30 protein-coding genes and 1 pseudogene are annotated in these 25,870 nt (G+C 46.6%); 13 read left to right on the top strand and 18 right to left on the bottom strand.

The genetic code is table 11. From position 1 onward, the window contains the following. Positions 1 to 88 precede the first annotated feature (88 nt). Positions 89 to 1,261 (bottom strand): ferrochelatase, encoded by a 1,173-nt coding sequence (locus LEPBO_RS0113570; protein ID WP_017288119.1) that lies wholly within the window; start codon positions 1,259 to 1,261, stop codon positions 89 to 91. Between the two features lie 110 nt (positions 1,262 to 1,371). Here LEPBO_RS0113570 and LEPBO_RS0113565 point away from each other — a divergent pair, with 110 nt between their 5' ends. Together LEPBO_RS0113565 and ilvB are read left to right on the top strand one after the other, a co-directional pair. Next, on the top strand, positions 1,372 to 1,887 hold the full coding sequence (locus LEPBO_RS0113565; RefSeq protein ID WP_017288118.1) for a hypothetical protein: 516 nt from the start codon (positions 1,372 to 1,374) through the stop codon (positions 1,885 to 1,887). 283 nt (positions 1,888 to 2,170) lie between these two features. Beyond that, a complete protein-coding gene (gene ilvB, locus LEPBO_RS0113560; protein WP_017288117.1) occupies positions 2,171 to 4,009 on the top strand; it encodes a biosynthetic-type acetolactate synthase large subunit in 1,839 nt (612 codons plus the stop codon). Positions 4,010 to 4,104: 95 nt separating this feature from the next. On the opposite strand, the gene LEPBO_RS0113555 is transcribed toward ilvB, so the two are convergent. Both LEPBO_RS0113555 and LEPBO_RS0113550 read right to left on the bottom strand, forming a co-directional pair. Continuing rightward, on the bottom strand, positions 4,105 to 4,710 hold the full coding sequence (locus LEPBO_RS0113555) for a HEAT repeat domain-containing protein (RefSeq protein WP_017288116.1): 606 nt from the start codon (positions 4,708 to 4,710) through the stop codon (positions 4,105 to 4,107). Positions 4,711 to 4,734: 24 nt separating this feature from the next. Continuing rightward, entirely contained in the window at positions 4,735 to 5,277 is a 543-nt protein-coding gene (locus tag LEPBO_RS0113550; RefSeq protein ID WP_017288115.1) for a hypothetical protein, read from the bottom strand. 275 nt (positions 5,278 to 5,552) lie between these two features. On the opposite strand from LEPBO_RS0113550, the gene LEPBO_RS0113545 reads away from it, so the two are divergent. Continuing rightward, a complete protein-coding gene (locus tag LEPBO_RS0113545; protein WP_017288114.1) occupies positions 5,553 to 6,440 on the top strand; it encodes a Uma2 family endonuclease in 888 nt (295 codons plus the stop codon). A 3-nt stretch (positions 6,441 to 6,443) separates the two neighbouring features. On the opposite strand, the gene LEPBO_RS0113540 is transcribed toward LEPBO_RS0113545, so the two are convergent. The 4 genes from LEPBO_RS0113540 to hpsJ-B form a co-directional block, all read right to left on the bottom strand. Further along, positions 6,444 to 7,214, bottom strand: coding sequence for an HAD family hydrolase (locus tag LEPBO_RS0113540; RefSeq protein ID WP_017288113.1), 771 nt, complete (start codon positions 7,212 to 7,214; stop codon positions 6,444 to 6,446). A 29-nt stretch (positions 7,215 to 7,243) separates the two neighbouring features. After that, positions 7,244 to 7,936, bottom strand: a complete 693-nt coding sequence (locus tag LEPBO_RS0113535; RefSeq protein WP_197693268.1) for a DUF502 domain-containing protein — start codon at positions 7,934 to 7,936, stop codon at positions 7,244 to 7,246. A 227-nt stretch (positions 7,937 to 8,163) separates the two neighbouring features. Then, positions 8,164 to 9,024, bottom strand: a complete 861-nt coding sequence (locus LEPBO_RS0113530) for a glycosyltransferase family 2 protein (protein WP_017288111.1) — start codon at positions 9,022 to 9,024, stop codon at positions 8,164 to 8,166. A gap of 79 nt (positions 9,025 to 9,103) precedes the next feature. Further along, positions 9,104 to 9,922, bottom strand: coding sequence for a hormogonium polysaccharide biosynthesis protein HpsJ (gene hpsJ-B / locus LEPBO_RS0113525; protein WP_017288110.1), 819 nt, complete (start codon positions 9,920 to 9,922; stop codon positions 9,104 to 9,106). A 324-nt stretch (positions 9,923 to 10,246) separates the two neighbouring features. Between hpsJ-B and LEPBO_RS0113520 the strand changes: the two genes are divergently transcribed. From LEPBO_RS0113520 to LEPBO_RS0113510, 3 genes are all read left to right on the top strand, one after another. After that, on the top strand, positions 10,247 to 11,032 hold the full coding sequence (locus tag LEPBO_RS0113520; protein WP_144056194.1) for a hypothetical protein: 786 nt from the start codon (positions 10,247 to 10,249) through the stop codon (positions 11,030 to 11,032). A gap of 25 nt (positions 11,033 to 11,057) precedes the next feature. Next, a complete protein-coding gene (locus LEPBO_RS0113515; RefSeq protein WP_017288108.1) occupies positions 11,058 to 11,327 on the top strand; it encodes a hypothetical protein in 270 nt (89 codons plus the stop codon). A 68-nt stretch (positions 11,328 to 11,395) separates the two neighbouring features. Further along, positions 11,396 to 11,656, top strand: a complete 261-nt coding sequence (locus LEPBO_RS0113510) for a hypothetical protein (RefSeq protein ID WP_017288107.1) — start codon at positions 11,396 to 11,398, stop codon at positions 11,654 to 11,656. A 25-nt stretch (positions 11,657 to 11,681) separates the two neighbouring features. On the opposite strand, the gene LEPBO_RS0113505 is transcribed toward LEPBO_RS0113510, so the two are convergent. Next, entirely contained in the window at positions 11,682 to 12,512 is an 831-nt protein-coding gene (locus tag LEPBO_RS0113505; protein ID WP_225885698.1) for a DUF72 domain-containing protein, read from the bottom strand. Positions 12,513 to 12,615: 103 nt separating this feature from the next. Between LEPBO_RS0113505 and LEPBO_RS0113500 the strand changes: the two genes are divergently transcribed. Together LEPBO_RS0113500 and LEPBO_RS0113495 are read left to right on the top strand one after the other, a co-directional pair. Next, positions 12,616 to 13,494, top strand: a complete 879-nt coding sequence (locus LEPBO_RS0113500; protein WP_017288105.1) for a M48 family metalloprotease — start codon at positions 12,616 to 12,618, stop codon at positions 13,492 to 13,494. 53 nt (positions 13,495 to 13,547) lie between these two features. After that, on the top strand, positions 13,548 to 14,126 hold the full coding sequence (locus LEPBO_RS0113495) for a rhomboid family intramembrane serine protease (RefSeq protein WP_017288104.1): 579 nt from the start codon (positions 13,548 to 13,550) through the stop codon (positions 14,124 to 14,126). A gap of 47 nt (positions 14,127 to 14,173) precedes the next feature. Here the strand turns inward: LEPBO_RS0113495 and LEPBO_RS0113490 are convergent, their stop codons facing one another. Next, a complete protein-coding gene (locus tag LEPBO_RS0113490) occupies positions 14,174 to 15,694 on the bottom strand; it encodes a carotenoid oxygenase family protein (protein ID WP_017288103.1) in 1,521 nt (506 codons plus the stop codon). A gap of 14 nt (positions 15,695 to 15,708) precedes the next feature. Next, the gene (locus LEPBO_RS0113485; RefSeq protein ID WP_017288102.1) at positions 15,709 to 17,145 is read right to left on the bottom strand and encodes a folate/biopterin family MFS transporter; all 1,437 of its coding nucleotides are present in this window, start codon (positions 17,143 to 17,145) and stop codon (positions 15,709 to 15,711) included. 230 nt (positions 17,146 to 17,375) lie between these two features. Here LEPBO_RS0113485 and LEPBO_RS0113480 point away from each other — a divergent pair, with 230 nt between their 5' ends. After that, the gene (locus LEPBO_RS0113480; protein ID WP_347276257.1) at positions 17,376 to 17,600 is read left to right on the top strand and encodes a chlorophyll a/b-binding protein; all 225 of its coding nucleotides are present in this window, start codon (positions 17,376 to 17,378) and stop codon (positions 17,598 to 17,600) included. Between the two features lie 91 nt (positions 17,601 to 17,691). On the opposite strand, the gene aroH is transcribed toward LEPBO_RS0113480, so the two are convergent. Next, positions 17,692 to 18,102 (bottom strand): chorismate mutase, encoded by a 411-nt coding sequence (gene aroH, locus LEPBO_RS0113475; protein ID WP_017288100.1) that lies wholly within the window; start codon positions 18,100 to 18,102, stop codon positions 17,692 to 17,694. Positions 18,103 to 18,180: 78 nt separating this feature from the next. Beyond that, positions 18,181 to 19,020 (bottom strand): signal peptide peptidase SppA, encoded by an 840-nt coding sequence (gene sppA, locus LEPBO_RS0113470; protein ID WP_017288099.1) that lies wholly within the window; start codon positions 19,018 to 19,020, stop codon positions 18,181 to 18,183. 119 nt (positions 19,021 to 19,139) lie between these two features. On the opposite strand from sppA, the gene LEPBO_RS0113465 reads away from it, so the two are divergent. Both LEPBO_RS0113465 and LEPBO_RS40965 read left to right on the top strand, forming a co-directional pair. After that, positions 19,140 to 20,204 carry a DMT family transporter gene (locus LEPBO_RS0113465; RefSeq protein ID WP_017288098.1) on the top strand — a complete coding sequence of 355 codons (1,065 nt, stop codon included), beginning with the start codon at positions 19,140 to 19,142 and terminating at the stop codon, positions 20,202 to 20,204. 54 nt (positions 20,205 to 20,258) lie between these two features. Beyond that, positions 20,259 to 21,227 carry a HEAT repeat domain-containing protein gene (locus tag LEPBO_RS40965; RefSeq protein ID WP_017288097.1) on the top strand — a complete coding sequence of 323 codons (969 nt, stop codon included), beginning with the start codon at positions 20,259 to 20,261 and terminating at the stop codon, positions 21,225 to 21,227. 137 nt (positions 21,228 to 21,364) lie between these two features. Here the strand turns inward: LEPBO_RS40965 and LEPBO_RS44835 are convergent. The 6 genes and pseudogenes from LEPBO_RS44835 to LEPBO_RS0113430 form a co-directional block, all read right to left on the bottom strand. Continuing rightward, positions 21,365 to 21,649: pseudogene (locus tag LEPBO_RS44835) on the bottom strand (hypothetical protein); the annotation flags it as partial. Between the two features lie 12 nt (positions 21,650 to 21,661). Beyond that, positions 21,662 to 21,784: a hypothetical protein gene (locus tag LEPBO_RS45080; RefSeq protein ID WP_017288095.1), complete on the bottom strand. Its 123-nt coding sequence runs from the start codon at positions 21,782 to 21,784 to the stop codon at positions 21,662 to 21,664. Beyond that, on the bottom strand, positions 21,777 to 21,995 hold the full coding sequence (locus tag LEPBO_RS0113445; protein WP_017288094.1) for a hypothetical protein: 219 nt from the start codon (positions 21,993 to 21,995) through the stop codon (positions 21,777 to 21,779). The genes LEPBO_RS45080 and LEPBO_RS0113445 overlap by 8 nt, the downstream gene beginning before the upstream one ends. A gap of 66 nt (positions 21,996 to 22,061) precedes the next feature. Continuing rightward, positions 22,062 to 22,664, bottom strand: coding sequence for a hypothetical protein (locus tag LEPBO_RS0113440; RefSeq protein WP_017288093.1), 603 nt, complete (start codon positions 22,662 to 22,664; stop codon positions 22,062 to 22,064). A 70-nt stretch (positions 22,665 to 22,734) separates the two neighbouring features. Next, on the bottom strand, positions 22,735 to 23,355 hold the full coding sequence (locus LEPBO_RS0113435) for a Uma2 family endonuclease (RefSeq protein ID WP_017288092.1): 621 nt from the start codon (positions 23,353 to 23,355) through the stop codon (positions 22,735 to 22,737). Between the two features lie 75 nt (positions 23,356 to 23,430). Further along, on the bottom strand, positions 23,431 to 23,949 hold the full coding sequence (locus LEPBO_RS0113430; RefSeq protein ID WP_026148622.1) for a VOC family protein: 519 nt from the start codon (positions 23,947 to 23,949) through the stop codon (positions 23,431 to 23,433). 183 nt (positions 23,950 to 24,132) lie between these two features. Between LEPBO_RS0113430 and LEPBO_RS0113425 the strand changes: the two genes are divergently transcribed. Continuing rightward, positions 24,133 to 24,825: an RNA polymerase sigma factor gene (locus LEPBO_RS0113425; protein ID WP_017288090.1), complete on the top strand. Its 693-nt coding sequence runs from the start codon at positions 24,133 to 24,135 to the stop codon at positions 24,823 to 24,825. Then, positions 24,825 to 25,865, top strand: coding sequence for a tetratricopeptide repeat protein (locus tag LEPBO_RS37045; protein ID WP_017288089.1), 1,041 nt, complete (start codon positions 24,825 to 24,827; stop codon positions 25,863 to 25,865). Before LEPBO_RS0113425 ends, LEPBO_RS37045 begins: the two co-directional genes overlap by 1 nt. Positions 25,866 to 25,870: the final 5 nt, after the last annotated feature.

Genomic DNA, 25,870 nt, shown 5'->3' with positions numbered 1-25,870 from the left:
CTGGTTCTAATTCAGAAATCCCGCTCAATCCTCCAAATTTGGGGAGATTGAGCGGGATTTCATCTATCAAAACAATGCGAACCCGTGATTAATGGTGATGAGCATGCTCGTGATCGTGCGCGTGATCATGGTCATGATCGTGCCCATGATGGTGATGATGATGTACCTCACCGTGGACTGGAGTCACCGCTAACGCCTCTTCCGTCAACAGCGAATCAATCTGTGGATTCGCCCAATCTGCCACCATCTTCAAGAAGTCTGCGTCGTCATTCACACAAGGCATCCGCACGTATTTCACATCAGAATATTTGCGATGCAACTTCTCAATGATGTGTTCAACATCTAACAGCGTTTCATGATTTTCAGTCGCAAATCCGATCGGCATAAACACGATCGCTTTCGCACCCAATTCGATCAAATTCTTTGCGGCCAAATCCGCATTCGGTTGCGTCCACTCAATCAACGGAGTTTGATGATTGAGCCAACCGACCGAGATCAAAGGATACTTGTCAATTAAGCGATCGCGAACCTTATCATAAAGCGCCTGACTCTCGGTAATCCCAGAGGTAAAGCCTTTCGCTTTATGAGGACAGCCATGATTCATCAGCACAATCCCAATTTGAGACGGGAGATAGCGCTCCGCTAAATCTGATTGAATCTGCTTCTCAACCATCCGCGCCATCAGATTGAGATATTCCGGACGATCGAAGAAAGAAGGAATATACCGCGTTCCCTTCAGCCAATGTTCTCCCTCGTCTGCCGAATTCGCCAAAGCCTTATTGACTTGCTCCACTGCAATTCCACTCGTGAAAATCGAATCCACAACGAGCAAAGGATAAATCAAGATCTTTGAAAACCCCTGCGCTTTGATTTCGGCAAGCACTTGCTCTGGAAGAAAAGGCTTACAGAAGTTGAACGCTTTAAAGACTTGAATGCGATCGCCCCATTTCTCTTGCAGAATTTCTTCTACCCCGGCGCGTTGCCGCTCAAAAATCGCATTGTGTGGAGAAATAAAGTTGCCATGCTGATGACCCCACTCATGCAGATCAAACACCGCTAAAAGTTTTGCCAAAGGGGGATAGACCCAAGTTGGAACGGGTGCAAATTTAGCAGTCAGCAGATTCAAGGCTTGTTCATTATAATTTGCAAAATCTTCGTAACTTTCGACTTCGCCATATCCCATCAATAAAACCGCAACTCGTTCTGAGCCTGAAGATGCGAGATGATGAGAATGTTCGAGCTTGTCTGGAGTTGCAACCACTATTAAAGCTCCTTGCCTAAAGAATGTATCGAGTAGGTTTAGGCATTAGGCTAACATCCCCTACTGGGGGATGGTGCTATCCCTCGGTAGATTGTGATGAAACTTCAGCAATGCAGATTTTTATTTGTCCGGGCATACATTCGCCAACATTAACGACGCAATTTGTTACAGCGTTAGGACTGTCGCAACAGGAAGTTTTAATCTTTCCAGCAGATCAGCCCGTTTACTCTCCGCAGCATGTACTTGACTTCTTTGAACCGCAAGCCCCCGTTGTGATGATTGCTTTTAGTGCAGGAGTTGTAGGCGCGATCGCTGCCACTCGAACTTGGTATGATCGCAATATTCCAATTTCTGCCTTGATCGCGATCGATGGCTGGGGAGTTCCATTATTTGGAGATTTTCCAATCTACCGGGTGAGCCACGATCAATTCACACATTGGAGTTCAAAGCTGCTTGGAGGCGGAGAAAGCTTTTATGCTGATCCAGCCGTTGACCATCTGACCATGTGGCACTCTCCACATCTGGTTCGTGGCTACGTTGACTTTTCAAATCGAACCCCAAATCGTGTCACGACGGCTGCAACCTTTATCCTTGAGAAAGCAGGTATCACTCAGTTTCAGTCTTAAGGTTGGTTTTAGAAGTTTTGTCTATTTCGATGCCGAATCCGATTGGCCCGCGATCGACAATAGATTCAACCCAAAAATTCGGTATTGTCAGGCTTTTCTGACCGCTTTTTCACACTCAGATTGCTCAAACTCCCCAGTCATCGGGCATTTTGAAAATATCTTGAGTCAATTCTCTCGACACAAATAGGGATCAGTTTTACACTATATTCTTATTGCTTGCATCCTACGATACAAATTTCTTCCAATTTATCCAAATCGCGTAATACTTGACGAGGTTCCCCCAGTGCAATTGCAGCAACGATCGGCAGTCCAACGGGTGACGGGTGCTTTTGCTTTAATCGATAGTCTCAGTCGCCACGGTGTTAAACATATTTTTGGCTACCCAGGCGGAGCAATTCTCCCGATCTACGATGAGCTTTACCGTGCCGAAAAAGCCGGAATTCTACAGCATATTCTTGTGCGCCACGAACAAGGTGCAGCACATGCCGCAGATGGCTATGCCCGTGCCACGGGTCAAGTCGGTGTGTGTTTCGCAACCTCAGGTCCCGGAGCGACGAACCTCGTCACCGGAATCGCTACGGCTCACATGGATTCGATTCCGATGGTTATCGTTACCGGTCAGGTGCCTCGACCTGCGATCGGCAGTGATGCTTTCCAGGAAACAGATATCTACGGCATTACTTTACCGATCGTCAAGCATTCCTATGTGGTGCGTGACCCTCGCGACATGGCGCGCATTGTGGCAGAAGCCTTCTTTATCGCTAGCACGGGCAGACCTGGTCCTGTGTTGATCGACGTGCCCAAAGATGTCGGCGTTGAGCAATTTGAGTATGAGCCAATCGATCCCGGATCAGTTCGCTTGACGGGATATCGCCCGACGACGAAGGGCAATCCGCGCCAAATTGGACAAGCTTTGAAATTGATTCGTCAGGCTCAGAAACCTCTGCTTTATGTGGGTGGTGGCGCGATCGCAGCAGGCGCACATGCAGAAGTAAAAGAACTGGCTGAACGCTTCAAACTGCCCGTGACGACAACTTTGATGGGCATTGGCGCATTTGATGAGCATCATCCGCTTTCGGTCGGCATGTTGGGGATGCATGGCACAGCTTATGCAAACTTTGCGGTCACGGAATGCGATTTGCTGATTGCAGTTGGGGCGAGATTTGACGATCGTGTGACCGGAAAACTCGACGAATTTGCGTCTCGTGCAAAAGTCATTCACATTGATATCGATCCGGCAGAGGTCGGTAAAGTTCGCTTGCCCGATGTGCCAATCGTGGGCGATGTGAAACAAGTTTTAACCGACTTGTTAGAGCGCAGTGCAGACGAGAATGATCCGGCGAATCCAAATCAGACAGAGGCATGGCTTGCACGAATCGATCGTTGGCGTGAAGATTATCCGCTCGTGGTTCCCGAATATCCAGGTGTTCTCTCTCCCCAAGAAGTCATTGCAGAAGTCGGACGACAAGCACCTCATGCTTTCTACACGACAGATGTCGGACAGCACCAGATGTGGGCAGCACAGTTCTTGAAAAATGGACCACGTCGTTGGATTTCCAGTGCGGGGCTTGGCACGATGGGCTTTGGTATGCCTGCGGCAATGGGTGCGAAAGTGGCAGTTCCCGATGAAGAAGTGATCTGTATCAGTGGCGATGCCAGTATTCAGATGAACATTCAAGAATTAGGAACTCTGGCACAGTACGGCATCAATGTGAAGACCGTGATTGTCAACAACGGTTGGCAAGGGATGGTGCGGCAGTGGCAAGAAGCCTTCTATGATGAGCGCTACTCGAATTCCAACATGCAAGTGGGAACGCCGGATTTTGTCAAATTGGCAGAGGCGTTTGGCATTAAAGGCATGATTGTCGAAACGCGCGAAGAGTTGAAGAGTGCGATCGCTGAAATGATCGCTCATCCAGGCCCCGTTCTGATGGATGTCCGCGTCAAGAAGAATGAGAACTGTTATCCGATGGTTCCATCCGGTAAGAGCAATGCTCAAATGATCGGACTCCCTGAGCGGAAATTGCTAGAACGGGCGGCGGAAACCGTTCAATGTGCAAGTTGTGGCACTGAAAATCTTCCGACGAATAAGTTCTGTCCAAATTGCGGCGCGAAAATTTAGCGCGATCGACCCAATTTTTCAGAAGTCCAGCCGATTTGAAAAGCTGGACTTCTTGTTTTATTTGCCTACTTGTTGCAGCATGCGATTCGTTCAGACTATTCCTGATACCCCAAGTTTCTTAGCGCAGCTCTCGCTGCATCCACAACTTTTGGGTCTGGATCTTTCAATAACGGAATGATTTGGGGAATCGCAACTCGTGCAAGCTCTCCTATCTTTCCTAGAGCAAGAGCAGCATCCTCCCGAATCATTTTGTCTTTCAACAACGGAATGATTTGGGGAATCGCAACTCGTGCAGACTCTCCCATCTTTCCTAAAGCATTTACTGCCGCAGAACGAGGAAAGACATTGGACTCTTTCAACAGCGGAATGAGATGAGGAATTGCAGACTTAGCGGCGACTCCTATCTCTCCTAATACCTGCGCCGATAAATAACGAACTGTCACAAATGGATCTTTCAGCGATCGCGTCAGTTGCGGAATGAAGGGACTGGATGATTCTCCCATATTCAATAAAACCATGACGGAGTAAGCCCGCACCCATTCATCTGAGTCCTCTAGTAGCGGAATGATGTGGGGAATTGCTGGTTCTGCTGACCTTTTCATCCCAACAAAGGAGAGAACAACAACCTTGCGAACTTCTGGTGATGACTCTTTCAGATAGGGAATTAAGTAGGGAATTGCATCGGGGGGTGCTGTTTTCAAAATCTCTCTTGCTTTAGCCTGGTCTTATTCACTACCAGTTTTGATAAGTTGGGTCAGATAGCCAACTTGTTCCCGTAAAGATAGTTGCCGCATCCGAGTCGCAACCGGATCAACATTCTGAGCAGTGGCTCTAAAGATGCCAGTACTCTCAACACGTCGCCCTCTAAGGATAACCTGGTAAGTTCCATTTTCGATCGCACTGCGATCGCTTGAAAGCGTAGCGCTACCTGTAAATATCCAACCTCGATCGAAACCACAACCTGGATCTGGATCATCAGAGACAAATCTAAACTGCAATGTTTTACCTTGTCTGCGCCCAGTAAGCTTACCTGCTCCGCATAGCGCACGAGCGTTAGGATAATTTGTAAAGTTGATATAGCCGGAGACCTGATCATCGGAGCCAAAGCTCAGATTAATGAGGACTTCACCGCTCAGATTATGAGTTGCATTTGTAAAAGAACCAGTGTACTGAATTTGCTGCCCTGCTGGTGGTGTAGATTGTGCAGAAGCCCCCTCAGAAACTGTCAATGTCGTCCCTATGGCAAGTGCTAAAAAGACTGAACCCATGTTCCTCATTTTTGCCCCTCTTATACATCAAGCAACGTTTGCAATGAAATCGATCGACTATTGCACACAGTATCATTGTGATGAAAAAATATCAGGGATATTACTGAGTAGAAGCGGTTATTCCTGTTTTATATGACACAAATTCGTAATTTACGTAATTCCATCTCGTAATTAGGTTGATAAAACAACTTATCTTTCGAGAGCGATCGCGTTCGTGCCTTCCCCAATAATCCGGCACAATATGAGAGTAGAGTCTCATCGATCGCTGATCTATTATGACTTCACCATTTCCCCAGCCCGATCCACCACTTCCTCCCTGGCAAACGCTCCCAACGATGTATGATTTGCCCAGCGAGAATCCAGAGGAGCCTGGTTTGCCCGACGAATTTCACGATCTTCAACCTCAACTTCTCAGCCGCACCTTGCGACTAAGCCAATCCGTAACTGATCAATTTTTTACGGGAGCAGAGTTAAACCTGTATTACGACAGCGCACATCCGCAATGGTACAAGCGCCCAGATTGGTTTTTGTCGATCGGAGTTCCGCGTCTGTATCAAGGGCGAGATCTCCGCAATAGCTATGTGATCTGGCAAGAACGACGTGCGCCCTTTGTGGTCGTTGAACTGTTGTCACCTGGGACAGAAAAAGAAGATTTGGGTTCCTATGCTGATACTCCAGAGATCGAGTTGGAACCCCTTCAACCTGTGAGAGAAGCATCTGAAACGCCGACAGCGAAAGGTCAAAAGTCAGAGAAACCTCCTTCAAAATGGAAGGTTTACGAGCAGATTTTGCGCGTTCCTTACTACATTGTGTTTAGTCGCTATGACGATCAGGTGCATTTCTTCAAACTGGTGGGTGGAAAATATCAAGCACAACCCCTTGATCCTGAAAATTCTCGGATTTGGATTCCAGAACTGGAAATCGGACTGGGCTTGTGGCAAGGCGAATTTGAGGGAATTTGTCGGTCTTGGTTACGGTGGTACGACGATCAAGGCAATTGGATACTGACTGATGCAGAGCAAGAACGGCAACGCGCCAATCAAGCAGAATCTCAACTACTGCAAGTTGCTCGAAATCTCCTGCAAACAGGAATGTCGATCGAGCAAGTCAGTCAGATCACAGGGCTAACTGAAACTGAGGTACAACAGCTTCAAACTGAATAAGCATCACAGCCAATTCGGAAAGTCTTGTCCAAATTGTTGCAAAGAAATTAGATGAACTCGATCGCTATTCTGCGCCTCTTCTCGCTCCGATCGCGTGTTATATCCCCAATCTGCTAGAAATAATTCGACCTCTTGCAACGATTCCTGCTGCTCAACTGCCTGTAAGGTTTTCAATCGATCCTCAACAAACCAGATCGCACCCTGATAAACCTGTTGGAGTTCTTTCAAAACCTGTGGTTTCGGTCGCTTCGATTCTTTGCCGTACACTTGCGAATCTGCTAACTCAATCCCTTCCTGTTTCAGAAGCTGCTTGATAAATCGTCCTTCTTTTGTACTGATGATGAAAAAATCAGTTGAGCTATTCAAAATTGTATTCAGTCGATCGATCACGCCCGGATAAAATTCATGCTCTGCCAGCCAGTTGTCTAAATCGGTTGCAATTTTGCGATCGCGAATTCCATCGACCGCTGCACTGATCTCTAACGGTTTTAATTGCTCTTTCTCAATCGTTTGAGTCGCGATCGTCAGCCAATTCTGCAAAATCTCTTCTTCTTGCACACCGACTACCAGCGATCGGATCAAAATAGGCATTTCCCAGCCCGTCTCAATCACCGGACGCAATCGATAAAAAGCAGGTGCGATCTGCTCATTCGGCGTCGTATCCGTCTGCCAAATTTGCGCGTAAGCCTGCCAAGAGGTCTGGAAATATTCTTTCAGACCATCACAAATTACACCATCAAAATCTAACGCCAACACACTAGGGGAACCCGGCATACAACCTCCTCAAATTCCCCTCAAGCGTACTACTCGTCCGCCGTTGCTTCAACTAAAGGAGGTTTCGTAGTTGTCGAAGTCGTAATCACATTCATTGAGTCTGGGCTGACAATCCCACCTGAGATAATTACCTTGAACGCATCTTCGATCGGCAGCGACAAATTAATCACCGAATTCTCAGGCACAACGGCATACCAGCCCGTGGTCGGATTGGGAGTCGTGGGAATAAAGACGCTCAGCATATCCGTTTTGAAATGCGATTGCACCTCGGCTCCGATCGCACCCGTGACAAATCCTAGTGACCAAACTCCCTCACGCGGATATTCCACCAAAACGACGCGGCGAAACTTTCCACTCGAATCGCGTAATACCGTTTCGAGCAATTGTTTCAGCGTTTTATAAATCGCACCCGCTAGCGGAATTGCCTGCAAAACTTGCTCACCGACATCCAAGAGCCAACGCCCCGCGATATTCCGTGCCATCAAACCGATAAACAGAATACTGAACAGAGGAACCGCTAGCCCTACGATAAAATTGAGCAGATTCACTAAGAGCGGATGTAAGCCGTCAAAAGGATTCAATTGTTTCGGAACGCGCGTCAGGAAATTGATCACCCAATTCGCGATCGTATACGTCAGCCAAATCGTCGTTGCCAACGGAATTACAACCAGTAATCCGGCGATCAGGTCGTTTTTTAGATCTTGCTTAAGACGATGGATCACAGATATCTCCTTCATCTAACGGCAGCTATGCCATTCAGTGTAGACGTTACCTTAAAAGTAGATTTCGATTCTTGAATCGCAATTAGGAACGCTCCTCAAAAAATCTTGCAATCAGCATCTACTCTGTTTATTAATATTGTAAAGAAAGGTTGAGAATTTGAGGAATTTCTAAGCTTTCTTATTTAATCATTGATCCCCGCTCGACATATCCGAACACGATCTGTATATTATTTAACATTTTCTAGGATCGGTGTGACGAGTTTGGGAGAGTCTACAGGCTGATGCTGGAGTTCCCAAACCTTCAGCGTAATTAAATATTCGTAAAACGCTTGCAGCATACACCAGGTAAATCCTGGATAGCCGTCAAACATCCCACCTAAGAGCAGATACATATAGAAAAATCGAATCAACGGTCGAAAAGGCAGTCGCAGCGACAGATCCTTTAATGCCCGTCGCCGTTCGACTTCAGATTTGCCAAAAAATAGCGCGCTCCAATTTAAGCCTCCGGTTTCAAGTTGATGGATCGTTTCGATCGCTTCATTTGTCGAATAGCGATTATGTTTATCAATCCAGCGGCTGAAGCCTTTACCAGAGGTGTAATGCGGATAAGTTTCTTTGAGAAATCCAGTGGTTCCGTCTACGACTTCGCGTTCAGTATGTCCGTAATCGGTAAACCAAACTTTTTCTTTCTGAAAGAGTCTCAACTGATATCTCGGATATTGCGTGCTGCGGCGAATCCATTTGCCCATAAACATCACGCGCTCTGCCACGTAATAGCCGATATGCTCGGCTGTTTGAATTGTGTCGAGGCATTCTTGAAACAGTTCCGGCGTCATCCGCTCATCGGCTTCGAGGATGTATACCCATTCGTGTTTCACAGGGACAGATTGCAGCATCCAGGTGCGCTGTTTGCCGTGACTTTCAAACGGATGTTGAATCACGCGAACGGGATAAGAATTTGCGATCGCGATCGTTTGATCATCGCTACAAGAATCGACAACGATTACATCATCTGACAACAACGCTGATTCGATACATGCAGCGATTTCGACTTCTTCGTTGTGCGTCAGGATGAAAATAGAAAACATAACCGTAAAAAAAGGCAAAGGGGATCACCTTCTAGTTCTCCCCATTTGCCTTTTTAATCTTGCAAGCAGTCTCAGATTTTTATCGCATTACAGGCTTGCGCTTCCCACCAATTACACCCAACTCGCGTAATCCTGACCACCCGATCACGAAGTACGCCAGCGAAAGCAGTAAGCTGCTAATCCCGACTCGAATTCCAGTTTTCCAGAATTCGTTTCTCGCTTGATTCTCGGCTTGAGTGCGCCGTTCGCGAATTGAAGTCAATTGTGTGTTGCGGAATTCTTTTGCACGATCGGCAACCGAATTGGGATTCGCTTTTAGCGCTTGCAGTTCTTTCTGCGCTCGTTGGGCTTGAGTGAGTTGATCTCCTTTTAATTGACCACTGGCGATCGCTGCATCAATTTGTTTGAGTTGATCATCCAATTGTTTGCTCTGATTCGGGTCACGCAGCGCAGCAGTGATCTGATCTTGACGCTGTTGAACTTGGGTATTGAGTTGATTTTCTGCGTCTTTTGCTTCTCGATCGATGCGCTCTAGCGCCTGATCCGAAACCTGACGGGTATTGTTTAAGTGCAGCGGGAAAGCAATGAGGAACACCAACCCGAGGAGCAAAGACAGCAGCATCGCCCAGAACCGGAACGACATCACAGGTTTAACGCGCTCTCCGAGATTGAAAGAACCGCTTTCTAGGAATGCACCGGCGAAGAGGAAGGCAAAACCGACGAGTGGGATGATTCCACGATCGACGATTTGTGTGACAACGTTCGCGAACCAGGCTTTATCAGAGAAATTCGGCGGAATTAGAACCGAAATATAGTCCACCATCGACGACACAATCATAATGATGCCGACGAGTCGGAGGACGAAGGGGGCGGTGGGAAGTGAATTCGTTGCTTTCATCGGGCTTTCTAGAAATTTAACGGTTGTCTACGGATTGCAAATTACTCAAACCTCATCGGGTTAGATCTGCGCGATTTCTTTCTTCAATGTAAAGTGACTTTGGAAACTTGGTTATTTTACATGAGTTATATGGCGATTCAAGCGCAGGAATACCGAGGATGTCTACGTCAGGTCAATGAATCAAATTCTAAATAGAAGTTGAGGTTTGCACCGCATGTAGAGGGTAACATTGCTACGCTTAGAAATCACAAGCTTTTTTGACCCCAGAATACTAGCGGAGTTCCTTCTGCTTGAATTCTTATCAACTTTTCTAAACTTTCTGAGATGATGGCAACTCTCTCCGTGATTTCTCAAAAGCTAAATATCTATACCCCTCAGAATATTACGGTGAGGCAAGGGGATCTGATTGTGCCGTTGTTAGATGGGCAACTATTGAGAGTGACACCCCAGGGAGAAAGTTCGGCGATCGCGAATTTTATGAAGGATGAGTTAGGTGTCCCGTTTGGGATGACCGCTCAAGGCAATGATGTGATTGCGACGGTATCAGGTTTTCTGCCTCAGCATTATTTAATGCGGGTGAAACCCGATGGCAAAGTAGAGACGATCGCGGATTTATCTCGTCAGAGTGGGGCTTATGGTGCGCCGTTTGGGGTGACGGTGTTTCGAGATGAGTATTGGGTCACAGTCTCGACGGATGTGATCGAATCGACAAGTGAGTTGGTTCGAGTGAGCCAAAAAGGGGAAGTGAAAGCGATCGCGAATTTGACTGAGTTTAAGAATCCGTTTGGGCTAGTCGTGCAAGGCGATTCTGTGGTTGTGGCGCAGTCGAGTGGGCATTTGGTGCGGGTGAGCGAGAAAGGAGACGTGAAAGCGATCGTCAATTTGCAAGAGGCAGGGTTTGGATTGCCCTTTAATGTGGCGATTTGGCGCGATCAAATTGTGGCGACGACGAATGCAGGGTTAGTCGTCGCAGTCGATCAAGCGGGAAAAGTTTCGACGATCGCGGATGTGAAAACAGCAAAATATCAAATTCCGTCGGGCATCGTAGTGTTTGAGAAGGATTTGATTGTCACGACGAACGGAGGATTCTTGTTGAGAATTTCAGTCTAGTGGGATCGTTAGAACTAGGAGAAATATGACAGACCCCTCTGAAATCGAATCAGGCATTGAAATAGAATCTGAACAAGCTCCAACGCTGTCAACTGGTTCAGTTCGGAAACAACTGAGAATTTGGATTGCTGCCTCGATTTGGTTTGCTACGGTAATCGGCTACAAATCGCAGTTCCCAACATTAAATCCATTTATTGATATTTTGGTGATTGCTTTCACCAGTTCAATTCTTGCCATTTTTGTAGGCGCTTCCGTTGGTGATATTCTTAAGCGAGTTCTTCAAAATTGGTACTAATTTGACCAAACGAATTGAGCCAAACTTAAAAGCGAGATAATACAGAAATGTAGATCACAAGTGTCCTCATGCTTCAAACATTTAAGGCTGTTTTAAAGGGCAATTCGATCGAGTGGCTTGATGAAGCTCCTGAATTGGGAGAGCAATCGATTCCAGTGCATATTACTGTCTTAGAAGAAACTACAGGCTTAGATGCTGCTACTCGTGGTCAAAAAATGGCTGAAGTGTTGGAGAGATTATCAGCAAATCGCGCTTTTTCAGGGATTGATCCTATCGCATGGCAGCATGAAATTCGTGAAGACTGCTCCATCCCAGGACGAGACGAATAATGCTCCTCGACAGCTACGAAATAAATTAAAACAAGGACATCTGTGAGGGCGGTTGTTCTATCAAATCCCAGGGAAGAGGCGGAACATTCACGTCTTGCTGCTCTAGTAATCTTTGGAATTGGCGGGCGTTTTGGGGTGAATGTTCTTCAACAGGGCAATGAACAAAAAAGTAAATTTCTGTGCCTTGTTGTAGCCAGCGATCGACAATTTTTACCCATTCTTCCAAATACTGCTGATTCAAAGTTGGATGGCTGATATATCGAATCAAAGTAAACGGTGCAGTCACATCCGGCTGCAATGGAACTTTCGGCTTTTTGCGTTCGCTCTCCAACTGCGGATCATCTTCGCATTCATAGATTGGACGTGTATCTAGCAACACTCGCCCAATCTTTAACTCTTGCAATAGCTCGTTCAAGCGGCTGCGATGCGGTTCTTGAAACCATCGGGCATGTCGAACTTCTAACGCCAAATCTGCACCCTTCCAGCCGCGAAGAAACGTTTCTAAATCTGCAAAATTCGCAGGGCTATAGCTTGGAGGTAATTGAGCAAACAAGACCCCTAAGCGATCGTCGAGTCCCTGCATGAGTTCCAAAAACTTCAAGGCTCCTGATATCGACGAGGCAAGTTTTCCAGAATGAGTCAATGTTTTCGGCAACTTTGGGCAGAACTTAAAGCCAAGAGGCGTTTCGGATTTCCAGCGACCGACTGTAGCGCGATCGGGAATGGAATAAAACGTCGTATTGCCCTCGACACAAGCAAAACGACGACTATAGAGATTCAGAAAATCAGAGGCTTTGCTTTTCGGGGGAAACAGATCGCCTACCCATTGCTTATATGCCCATATTGCACAACCCATCCGAAATTTCGTTCTGTCGGAGAAAGAGGATTCAATCATCAGATAGAGTCAAATCACAACGTAAATTTAGACAATCAGACTGCCCCTTCAAAATTTGATCAACATGCTAGGTATCAATCAAGTTAAAACAGCAGGACTATTAGGACTTTTAAGCGGAATCCTAGTTTTAGCAGGTTACTATCTTGTCGGAAATGAGCAAGGTCTTATTTTAGGACTAATCTTTGCAGCTTTCACGAGCTTTGGGTCATGGTATTACTCCGATCGAGTTGCGCTTGCATCCTATGCTGCTCAGCCACTCGAACGTGAACAATCCCCCGAACTCTTTGACATGGTGAAACGACTCAGCGATCGAGCGGAAATTCCCATGCCCAAAATCTTTTTCGTTCCCACTAAATCCCCCAATGCCTTCGCAACCGGACGCGATCCAGAACATGCTTCTGTAGCAGTGACAGAAGGAATTGTTGATCTGCTGTCTCCAGAAGAATTAGAAACCGTTCTCGCTCACGAATTAACTCACGTGAAGAATCGCGATACGCTGACGCAAGCGGTTGCAGGTACGATCGCAGGTGCCATCACTTTTCTCGGTCGCATCTTGACCTTCGGCGCTCTATATGGGCCAGTTTACGGAAATAATCGCCGGGGCAACAATCCTTTAGGCATCTTATTTCTGATTGTTCTTGCCCCCCTTTCCGCTTCATTGATTCAACTCGCAATTTCTCGAACTCGTGAGTTTGCAGCAGATCAAGGTTCTGCTGAACTCACTGCCAACCCGTTAGCTCTTGCAAGTGCGCTAGAGAAATTGGAGACCGTTGGGCATCAAATCCCCATGAATGGAAATCCGGCAATGTCACCGCTCTTAATTGTGAATCCGCTATCAACCCAAGGGTTACAGTCTCTCTTCCGCACTCACCCTGCAACCGAAGAACGAATTCGTCGCTTAATGGAACTCGCGGCTCAACGCTCATCGGCGATCGCGGCTTAATTTCGTTGAGAACTCTGTGCTAGAACAGAAATATCTCAACACAAAAAACCGCTATGACGCGACGCGACTATAACGATCCCAACGGAATCGGTGATGAAATCAAAGCTCATATTGCAATCCTTGGCACGATCGTTGCCGCGATGTGGCTGCTGGAATTTGTCGATATTGCTTTAGGCGGTCGATTAAATTACCTGGGCATCTATCCTCGTAGCACGATTGGGCTGCGAGGTATTTTATTAGCCCCATTTCTACACCTGAACTTTCAGCATCTCATTAGTAACACCATTCCCTTCGTTGTCATGGGCTGGTTTGTGATGCTGCGCGGCATTCCTGAATTTTTCAAAGTCAGTGTGATCGTCGCTTTAGCAAGCGGAATCGGAACTTGGTTATTTGGTTCAGCAGGATTACATATTGGGGCGAGTGGTGTCGTCTTTGGCTATTTCGGCTTTCTACTCTCACGAGCTTATTTTGAACGGAGTAGTTTATCGATCGCGCTATCTCTCGCTGTCGGCTTGCTCTATGGCGGTTTGATTTGGGGAGTGCTGCCGGGTCGCTTCGGTATCTCCTGGGAAGGACACCTTTTCGGTTTCTTGGGCGGGATTTACGCAGCAAGAGAACTTTCACGACGCTGATGCAAAAGAGCGATCGAAATTATTCGATCGCTCTTTTGCGTTGCAATCTATTCAAAGTAATGCGGCGTAAACGAGCCGTGCAGCCCGTAAGGAATATGATGCTTCAAATGGAGCTTTGCAACAACACTCAAATCCTTTGCATCAACAATCACCACATCTGAGCGATCTCGTTTCACATCAAAGACCACTGCAATAAGCCATCCATCATCTTCTGCACCTTGCACTTCGGTGTAAAGTCCAGATTCTGAAGCTTTTCCACGCGGCACAAAGACAGGTTCGCTAACGTAGCCATCGGGTGCGAAACTACAAGTCTGACGTTCTCCAGTTTCAACATCAACTTTGAGAATCGCTTGATGGGGAGCATTCCCGCTTTCAGCATGAGCCGCAGCGAGATAAACATAGCGATGCTGTCGTCCAGCGAGCGCAGGGTGAATAAAAGGAAATTCACAGCAGCGAGGTTCGAGCAGTTGTCGATCGACCGTACCCGATTCCAAATTCATGCGGAATCGCCACAACTGACCCGGTGCAAGCGCATCGAAATCAGTTTCGCGATAGTCTGAACCCGGTTCAACAGAAGGCAAGCTCTCATAGCAAATCGAATCAAGCACAATTTCGCCATCTTGCTCGAAAGCATTCGCATGATGGAACACAAAACCAGAAGGCGTTTCAAGAATTTTCGGTTTCGCTTTGAGGGCTGGATCGCGGGGAATAATCAGAACTTTTGTGGGTTGATCCGGGCGGAATTTGATACATTCACCTGCCGATCGCAGTCCTGCTAAAAACGGCAAAGGATTAAACGCAACTGGATTTTGGAAGAAGATGCAATAGTTCGGCGTGATAGCAAAATCATGAATAAACGCAAATCCCGGAACTGGATGCTCATGATGCCGAACAATTTTGCCATCAAGATCCAATTCGTAAATGCTAATGGTGAAGGATAATCCAGCCTTGATCGAGAAGTTGACTAAGCAAGGGTTGCCCTGATCAAATTGACTCGATGGATCAATCCAAGGATGTGCTGCAAACGGTGCGCCTTTCGAGAGTTCGCCATCGAAATACTCTAACCCGATCGTCTCTAATGTTTTCGGATCAAGCCGATGCGGCTCTGCGGCTTCCCAAAGGGCAAGTAATTTACCGCCCCAGTAAAGCACTTGTGTGTTGGCAATATTCTTAATACGAGTATCAAAAGCATTCGCAAGCCAGCCACCCGCTTTTTGAGTGCCGAATACGCCTCGATAGAGAATTTTTCCAGTTTTTTGTTCTGCTAAGTAGCCTTCAGTTTTAACAAATCGATTGCGGTAATGAGCACGACCGTTGTGAAATGCGATCGCGCTAATCATGCCATCGCCATCAAACGGATGTTGAATCCGTTCTCCATTGATATCAAGCAATCCAGGCCCATTTCTAAACAAGGTTCCGTTTAGCTCAGTCGGGATTTCGCCTTCAATCTCTTCAATCCAATAACTATGTTCTTCTTTCAGCGATCGATATCCGCGTTGCCATTCTTCTGTGTTGTAAGAACGGGTCGGAACCGTCGCTGCATGTTCAAAAAGCTGAAATCCTTGCATTATCCAATCAATTCCTAAACACTATCTTTCTGGACTTCAACGACTTCACTGCTACCGACCGAAACCAAAGCTTGTCCAACTGGCTCAGCAAGTTTGATCGGCTCAGAAGTCGTCGCATCTGCCCCAGGCAGCCAACCGAGTAAAGGTAAGGGTAACAACGTGCTCAAATTCGTAATCAAGACCAAAATCCATAGATTATCGAAGTTTGTCTCGGTCACACCAAACCAGTGAGTCAGTAACGCTCCAAACTCGTATGAGACTAATCCAGACAAGTTAACAACCGACATTAGCAACGCGAATAAGGTCGCTTCCACTCCCGGCGGGCAGAGTCTTGCTGCAAGCACGAGCACAGGCATGAAAGCAATCTGTCCCATCACCGTCAGAATCAAACTATCGCCCAAGCTAAACCAGCGATCGTCAATTCCCAATGCTCGATTGGTATGCGTCACGAGCAGGATCATCGACAATCCTAAAACGGCTGAAATGACGGTAGACCAGCCAAAAATAACTCGAAATGGCACCCCTTTGAGAAATCGTTGAAACACCCAAATTCCAACGATCGAGGCAATACTCGTGACAAGTCGAACTCGCCCTAAAAACTCCGGCTCAAATCCCAATTCATTCGTTGAGAAGTAAAAGAACGAAGATTCAGCCGTTGGAGTCGCTTGCCACAAGAATAAAAACGCAGTTGGCAGCCAAATCGATTTCTGCGTAATCGCCTGCTTCAATTGCTTCAATTGATCGCCCACAACTGACCAATCAGGCTTCGAGGTAACTGGAGATTCTGCAATCAACCAAGCCACAGATGAAGCAATCAGCGGAAATGTGGCGGTGATTAAGAAAATCGTTCGAGTATCAAACTGCTGAAGCAATGCCCCACTGAAGTAGGCAGTCATCAAACCACCCAATGCAGAAGCTCCCCAGCTTAGGGATTGCAACGAACCCGCGCCACTTACAGATTCGCCTCTGGCTCGTTCGACAACCAGGGAATCGACAATGACATCTGCGATCGCGGTAGACAAAGACCCTAATGAAATTGCCAACGTTGCCGCCCAAGCGGAATGTACAACCGTTGCCAGGAGAATCCAAGCTGTGGTTCCAATGAGTCCAGACAGAATCAGATAAGGACGACGACGATATCCAAAGATCGGTAAGCCATCCGAGATAAACCCAAATAGAGGTTTAATCATCCAGGGCAGCGCTACAATACCCAGCAGTGCTGAGACTTCAGCCGGATTGAGATGTAGCTCGTCTTTGAGAAAGAAACTCACAGCCAATCGAGCTAATCCGAGAATCCCTTGGACAAAATAGACCAGCAGAATCGCGATTAACTCAGCAGATGGCTCATGCCCAAAGAAGAGTTTCTCGGTCACGGATGCCTTGAGTTTGGATAAACCAGAGTCAGAAACAATCATTGACGTTTCTTTACAAATATCAATGTCTTTAATCATATCGCTAGATCCAGAAGCCGGGTATTATCCGACCTGCGGAAAGTTGCGATTTACTGATTTACGAGTCTTTCTCCTCAGGCTGCATTCTCTCCCGTATGGAAAAGAGAATCTGCGCTGTTCTAGCAATCCTTGTTTTAGCAATTCTAAAGTCTCTACGCCTGTAAATTTCTCTAAGGCAACTTTTATGTATCGCACTTAACCATATTCGTAATACTTTGACACTTTTTGTAATATTAGTTAATATATTTACAGCTAATGCGTTCAGAGTACTTACCATGCAAGACACACAAAAGATTACAGCACCTGCTGTAGAGGATCGTAACGCTTGGAAATTTGGCTTCACTCCGCAAGCTGAACTATGGAATGGTCGATTAGCAATGATCGGCTTTGTGGCTGCTTTGATCACTGAATATTTAACAGGTAGCGGCGTATTGCGCTTCCTGGGTCTGATGTAATCGTATCGTTATCTTTCTTTTAAATTCTGGTCAACCTTGAAAGCTAGTCTGTTGGGCATCTCTACCAGAGATGCCCAGTTTTTTTTGCAATCTAACTTTGCGTTCCAGCAATTTGAGCGATCGTCCAATCTGGACGAAGATTTTTTGCTTGTCTCAGATAAGGGTGGTGAATTTTCACATTCGGATCAGGCGTATTGAAATGAATCAAAAACCGGATACACCGCTCTAAACTCCCCTTCACATACATTTGCTGCACGTCGATTAGCGGCACATTTGCCCAATGCGCGCGTTCTCTAGCGATCGCAGCCGGAAAAATCGCATCAAGATCTTTCGTCACCGTAAACGTAGCACTGACGATCTCATCAGGGTCTAACGTGTTGTAAGCCTCCAACTCGTCTAATAACTCCGTCACCGCTTCCCGAATTGCCTCGATCGTATTTTCTGAAGCGGTGGTCGCTCCCCGAATTGCTCGTACTCGCCAATGCACGTGGGTATCCTCCATATCTTGCTCGTCTCAATCCACTAGCTTATCAACGAAGGGATATAGATTGAATCCGGATCATTGCTTCATTCTTTACGCTTAAGGGCGGTATAACCACAGAGGCAACCCACAAGTCTCAAGTTCAAATTCCAACCAATCCATTCCGACAACCAACGGCGGCAAGGCTCCAATTAGTCCGTCTAAGCGATCGTTCGACGTGAATCGACTCACAACCGACTTCTTCTCTTCAAAGTTAAATGTCTTGGTTTTCTCAGGATCAAGCCCAACCAATTCACAAGCCCAACGACGGGCATCTTCTTCAGTTCCCAAGCGATCGACAACTCCTAAAGCGAGTGCCTGCTGTCCGGTAAAAATCCGCCCATCTGCAAACGTTCTGACCGTCTCCTCTGGGAGGTTTCGTGACTCTGCAACGGTCTGAACGAATTGAGAATAGCTAATATCAATCAGTTCTTGTAGGATTTTTTGCTCAGGCTCAGTCAGTTCTCGATCGAACGACAAAATATCTTTGTACGGACCTGATTTGATCACTTTGAAGGAAACGCCAACTTTTTCGAGCAGACGCTCAATATTATTCCCACGCAGAATCACGCCAATACTACCTGTAATCGTTCCAGGATTCGACATAATGTGCTGTGCGCCCATGCCAATGTAAACGCCACCTGAAGCCGAAATATTGCCGTAGCTCGCAACGATCTTTACCTTTTCGCGCAATCGTTTCAGCGCTTCGTAAATTTCCTGAGAATCGCCTACGGTTCCGCCCGGGCTATCAATTCTCAGCAATAGAGCTGGAAATTCTCTTTCCTCAATCACTTTGAGATTTTCAAGCACTCTTTTTCGAGTTGCACCTGCGATCGCGCCTTTCACCTCAATTCGAGCAATCTGTTTTCGTGACCCACGTTTTCTAAAGAACCGAACCATAAATTTCAACCATCACAAGTATGTTTGATTCTAACGAATCCGATCGCCATCGCTATAAAGAATACTTAACGAATCTACATAATTTACTAAGATTAGAGTAGCCTCATTCCTAATTGCCCATGTCACTCAAATCTCGATCGCCTTTCCTGCTCATCGCACCTTTTTTCCTATGGGGAACTGCAATGGTCGCGATGAAAGGAGTCATTCCCAATACCACGCCTTTTTTTATGGCAGGGGTGCGTTTACTCCCTGCGGGAATTCTGGTTTTATTGGCAGCAATTTGGATGAAGCGATCGCAACCACAAGGGTGGGCAGCATGGCTTTGGATTAGTTTCTTCGCCCTAGTCGATGGCGCACTGTTTCAGGGTTTTTTGGCGCAAGGATTGGTGAGAACTGGGGCAGGACTGGGATCAGTGATGATTGATTCTCAGCCTTTAGCGGTCGCGCTGATGGCGTTATGGCTCTTTGGGGAAAAGATTGGAGTGTGGGGCTGGCTGGGCTTAGCAATAGGCGTTTGCGGCATCAGTCTGCTCGGCTTGCCTGAAGAATTCATTCTTTCAGCAGGATCACGTTTAGGAGAAGCTTTTGTCGATATCGGCTCATTTGCTGACTTGCTCGCTGGCTTATTCGATAACGGGCAATGGCTTATGTTACTTGCTGCTCTATCAATGGCAGTTGGAACGATTCTTTCTCGCTATGTTTGCCAATATGCAGATCCGATTTCAGCCACAGGCTGGCACATGATTTTAGGCGGATTGCCCCTGTTTGGATTGTCGAGCCAGTTAGAAACTGATCAGTGGACGAATTTAAGTGCAGCCAATTGGGTGTCGTTGTCTTATTCCACAATTTTTGGCAGTGCAATTGCGTACGGTTTATTTTTCTATTTTGCTGCGAGTGGGAGCTTGACTAGTTTAAGCTCTCTGACATTTTTGACACCCGTATTCGCTTTGCTGTTTGGCAACCTTTTCTTAGCTGAAGTCCTCAGTCCGATTCAGTGGATTGGCGTTGCTCTAACCCTTATCAGTATTTACTTAATCAATCAACGCGATGTCTTGAGTGGATCAATTTCTGAGTCGATCGAAGAAGTTCAGGGTAACATAGCCGAGAATAGGCAAATGCTACCGCAAGCCGACTCGAATCTCAGTGAAATTACAACCATCTCGGACTCTAACCTCGATCGCTAAATCGATTCGGGCATTCTAGGAGTCGAATGGCGATTTGCAGTTTTGGATTTGTTTATGATCCCACGCCCCAGTCTCCTGATTGTCACTTGTGCAGCTTGTCTCAGTGTGTCGGCGCGTTCGGTCGAGGCAAGTCAAGCTCAAAATTTAGCCTCACCCGTTTTGGCAAAAACAGGTCAGCCAGCAAACCCACCGCTTTGGGCTTCTCCAATTGTGCTAGGAGGCGCTGGAGCAGTCGCGATCGTGGGAGTTGCAGTTGTTATCGCCTTAAAGCGTATGGGACAAACAACGCCTGACATCCTAGAGCCGATTACGCCTGATTTAAACCCTGCCCCCCCATCCTTACCAGCCTCCCCATCCTTGCCATTGAGTGTTCCAACGTTGAACGGTTCAACTCTCAAGTCAGAGCTAGCAAACTCTCGCCCAACCTCTCAAAATGGCAATGGTCGATCGCAGACAACTCTCCAATCTGAGATTGCTGAGCCGCTAACTCAGGTTGTCGATTCTCCAAAGCCTACGGAGCTAGAATCTCAGCCCAAGCTTGAGGAAACGACGCGACTTGCGAAAGTCAATATCGTCGATGAACTGATTCAAGATCTGCGATCGCCTGATCCAGTTAAGCGCCGCAAAGTGATTTGGGAGTTGGGACAAAGAGGCGACACTCGTGCCGTTCAGCCGCTCGTCGATTTGCTGATTGATTCCGATTCTAAACAGCGAAGTTTAATTCTCTCAACTCTGTCAGAGATTGGGACTCGCACCCTCAAACCAATGACCCGCGCTTTAGCAGTGTCATTGCAAGATGAAAATGCAGAAGTGCGAAAAAATGCCATTCGAGATTTGACGCGCGTCTATGACATGGTTTCGCAAATCAGCAATCTCTTGCACAAAGCCACTGAGGATTCAGACAAAGATGTGCAAGAAACAGCAAAATGGGCTTTGGGTCAATTGAATCGCATTCGTCAGGTTCCGGGTGACAATCTACCTGTCTTGAAAAATTCAGTCAGTCCTCCTGAAAGTTTGCCATAGGCATGAATGGGATTTGAGCAATCTTCGATACAGATTTCTCGCCTAGATCCCGTCAAAATTACGATTGTGTCCTAGAGTCAAATCACCATAACTTCGGCTCCCTTGCGGGAGCTATTCTTTTTTAAATGGCATTCCTATTAAACCTGTTTCGGGCGAACCTCAAATTCAGAACGCGCACGGAAGAAACAAACTTCAAACTCAAAGAAGAAATTGGCTTGTCCCAAAATCAAGGGCACATTATTTGCTTGTGTCCAAGCAAACGCTAGATTAACTCTTGGGAACGAACTAATTTGAGCATTCACCACGACTGCGCGAGCTTCAAATCGAGCCAAGTTCCCTGCTAAGACAACCGAAAGCGTCTCATTCTCCCAAATTAAGCCTAACTGTTGCCCCAACTCATAAGGCAAAACATTGACGCTTGCCCCTGTATCTAATCAGCCTTCGACGTTTAGAGCTTGATTATTCAGACTGAGTATCAATGGCAAATATGCCATTCGATCGACCATGCCAAGACGGGTATCAATAATTTTGTAGGGGAACTTCTGAGCGTCAACCATTCTGTTCCTGCTGTTTCGTTGCCAGGAGATCCATCAAAACATTCGCAGCCTCAGAGCAGTTATACGGCGACCAAACAGGATATTCTTGACCTGCAACAAAGAAGTTTGCATCTTCTTCTTTGACGAGTTCTGTTGCCAAAAATTGCATCAGTTTCAGCTTGTCAAGTTTTGGCAGTTCTTGGATTTGTGACATTAGCTCAGGTAATGACATATGAAAGTTTTCTTTTCTAAAGTTGATTGACCTCGATTCCGAATCGTTGCTCTATCTTGGGTGAACTTATCCATCAAACCAGAAAACTATCCTAATCTCATTTGGATCGCCTAACTTAAGCAATGCCTCAATAAACTCTTCAGAACAGCCTATGTAGTCTCGATAACTCGTTACCCACGATACTTCAGTAGTGCCAGGTTCTTGTTTCCAATTGGGAAGAACAAAATACAGACTTTCCCCCTCTGGAAAAGCGATCGGAAGCGCACTGTCCCCATCAAATAAATCAGCATACTGGTGTTTCACATACGCCCACTGCTTCACATATTGACCATCCCAGTCGTAGTCTATAACTTCTTGAGCCAATAGCCAGGAATGTCCAAAACAGCAACCAACGGCGGATTCCACAAAATGCTTCTTGTAAAGATCATTCATATCTTCCGGGAAACCCCGTGGTTCTGAAATAGGCTCTATGACAGCGTACATTGTTGATCGTAGATTATCTTGACAGATACCAGCCAGAGCCGCAAATAACCTAAACGGTCGTCCAATTTCAATAGCTTCTACAGGCACAACCTTTCCTTTTGACCATGATGTTGCTTGAGGCTGAGGAATTGGCTCCCATTTTCCATGCACGTATATTTCTGCATACAAATTGATATCAGTACCCATAGATTGGTTCCGAATAGACCAACATCGATAATTCCCGTATCGATAATGTAGAGAGAGATAGAGTAACGGCTTATCCTGCTCGGAAAACTTCGCTGGCTGTCAGATCTAGCGTTCTGAAGGTGGAAGAGGTGATAGGATCACTCTCCCGAAATCTCTGAACCTCATATTCCCCATCAACTAGGGTGTAAATACTAATCGTTGGCTGCTTAGGATTACCAATGTAAAGTCGTCCCCCAAGCGCTGCATAATCTACAATCCAATATTCTCGGATGCCTAATTTCTCATACTCTGCCAGCTTGATCAGATAGTCATCTTGCCAATTTGTACTCACGACTTCAATCACAAGCGGCGGACAAGTGTAGGCAGCAGCAGGACTTGAGAGAGAACGCATTCTCTGCCATTCTGCACGATCGAACACCACAATATCCGGTTTACGGCTTTTCTCTTTCTCTCCAGGTTCAGTGTTCATCCTGACCTGCTTCAACCGTTTTGGAACATAGGGCAAATCTCGCTCTTGGCAATGTTGCTTTAAGCGATCGCACAATTCATCCGCAACATCTTCATGAGCAGCATTCGGTTCAACAAGTGGCACAGGAATTCCATCAATTAGTTCAAAATTACGATCACTGCCATCATCCCAAATCAAAAAATCTTCAAATGTCAGCGTTTGGCTCTGAATTGCAGGTGTCATAAATTTCCCTTCAATCGCAAAACGAGGAGCAAGCCTTAGGTTAACTCCTCGCTCTAGAAATTAGATCGAACTTTGCTAGTTCACAACTTCTGCAAACTCAACAACTTGCCCGGTAAAGTCTTTTGCTAAAAAGTTCAAAGGCTTTTCACGACGGATTTTGTGCTTGATGCCGCGAGTTTGAATGCGGAGAAGGATCTGATCGAGACAATCTCGATCGAAACAAACATGCCGTTGTCGGTCTTTCTCGCCCAAGGTTGCACCAGAAATCACATGCAGTTGAGTATTTTTCTTAAGCTGATACCACAGTCCATCGTTGCCGTTACCACGCGCCGTCGTACTTCCCATCGAACCAGTAAGATACATTGGGTTCACGCCTGCCGTTCCCAATGACTGTTCGTAATTATAGTAATAATGCAGGGGAATCTCAGCCACTGCTAGCTTCAACATCCCTTCGTAAAAATCGCGGGCGCTCTCAATATCTGAAACCATCACAGTATGAACCTTGGGAGCGCTCGTCAGGAAAAGCCACATTGCTACAGCGTATGCGCCGAGCAACATCACCATGATGCCTTGAGTTGAGAATAAACTATCCATAGATTAAAAAGACTAACGCAACGGGCTGAGTTACAGAATCAGTCCACTTATTCTATCAATACGATTCTGAAACCATCCGCAAGCTTTAGAAAATCACAATTTTTTTGGGCGATCGACCTCTAAAAAAACGTGCCATTTTCGATTCAGCCTGTATATAGTTATTAATCCGACCTTGACATTCTTATGAAAGCTGTAGCGGTTCCAACTTTTCCAGAAGCAAATCATCCAATCGTTAAAGCATTGTTTCATCACAGCGATCAGGAATTGCTGACCTTGTTTCAGCGCTATCCTGACTCTGGGCAATTCTTTACAGCGCTGTTTTGTCGCTACAGTCCCATGGTTTATGCGTTAATTCAGCGCTCCGCCCGCTCGCCTGTGCAAGCTGAGTATCTCTTGGCATTGATTTGGCGACATGTCTTTCACGAATTGGCAGGCGTTGATTTGCGAGTGTTTAGCCAAAGTGGCTCAACCTTTCAAACTTGGCTTTTAGCTGTGACGGCATCGGGGATGAACGAAGCAGAATTGCCGCCTGTTGAGGAAATTCATTATGACATTCGACGGGTTTCTCCGCCATTTTGGTGTTATCTCGATCGTGCTTTAGAACAGTTGCCACCTTTGACACGTTTGACGATCGTCATGGCTCAAACCTTTCACTGGGGAGAAACTCGAATTGCTGCGTATTTGCAAGCAGAGGGTGAACAAATTGATGCGGAGCAAGTCAAAGCACATTTGCAGGCAGGCTACAAAGCTTTAGAGAAACTTTTGCCGGATGACATTAGAACGATCTATCTGGGTGGGAATGCTTTAGATCAAGAATCGGTTTCCGAATTGGAGGCTGATTTCGATCCAAGCCTAGAAGAAATTGAATTTTTCTAATGTTGAAACTCGTCCCCTCGATCGCGCTCAGCCTGTTGGTCAGTAGCGCTCTGGCTGCTCCTAGCTTCGCGTCTTCACTCAATCACCAGCTTCGTGTTCAGTACAATAACGGCACGCAAGGCAGTGCGCGACAAACCGCAGACCGCATCGTGGAATCTGGAATTCAAGCGCAACGAAGCGGTTTACTCGATCAAGCGATCGCGGATTGGAATCGCGCTCTTGACCTCTATCAACAAATTGGCGAAATCCCAGCGCAGGGGCGGGTCTATGATTTGCTCGGCATGACCTATATCCAACTCAATCAATTGAACAATGCTGAGAATGCTTTCCGCCGCAGTTTGGGTGCAGCCCGCGATGAAGGCAATACGATTCGGCAAATCTACGGCTATAACAACGTCGGACAGGTGATTCTGCAACGTGGGCAAACCGTTGAAGCCGCGAATTCTTTTGCAGAAGGTGTGAGAATCGCTCGCCAAGCGAAACATGATGCAGGACTGGGATTATCGCTGAGCAATTTGGGATTAGCAACTTATGCCCAAGGGCGATATCAAGCCGCGATCGCATTTCTCGAAGAAGCCCGCAAGTTCCGAGATCAGGCAAAAGATCCCATTGGTGCAGCGAATACTTTGAATAACTTAGGCGATGCCTATCGGGCGGTTGGATCTTTTGCGCTCGCTTATGCAGCCCACGATCGCGCGATGACGCTCGCACAGACAGGAAGCGACCAAGCGGCTCAATTTCGAGCGTTTGATGGCATGATGCTCGCAAATCGAGGCATGGGTCAAGAGAATCGCTTCACCGAGATGCTAAATCAGCGTTTAGCAATGGCAAATCGGAGTAACGACGCTTGGCAAATGCTGAACTCTTTGAAAATGGTGGCGCAGCATCAACAGCAGCAGGGCAAACTCACTGCGGCTGAGGGCTATTATCAGCAAGCTTATTCGGTGGCTCAGAGATTGAATGCAGCCCGGGAACAGACCTTTTTGAGAGAACAACTCGGGTTTTTGCGATCGCGTAAATTCCGTTGGCAAGCGCGATAAGACAC

The organism is Leptolyngbya boryana PCC 6306 (genome assembly GCF_000353285.1).
In the GTDB taxonomy this organism is placed as follows: Bacteria; Cyanobacteriota; Cyanobacteriia; order Leptolyngbyales; family Leptolyngbyaceae; genus Leptolyngbya; species Leptolyngbya boryana.
Note: the sequence above shows the minus strand (reverse complement) of the source record. Positions and strands in the feature narration are given on the sequence as shown.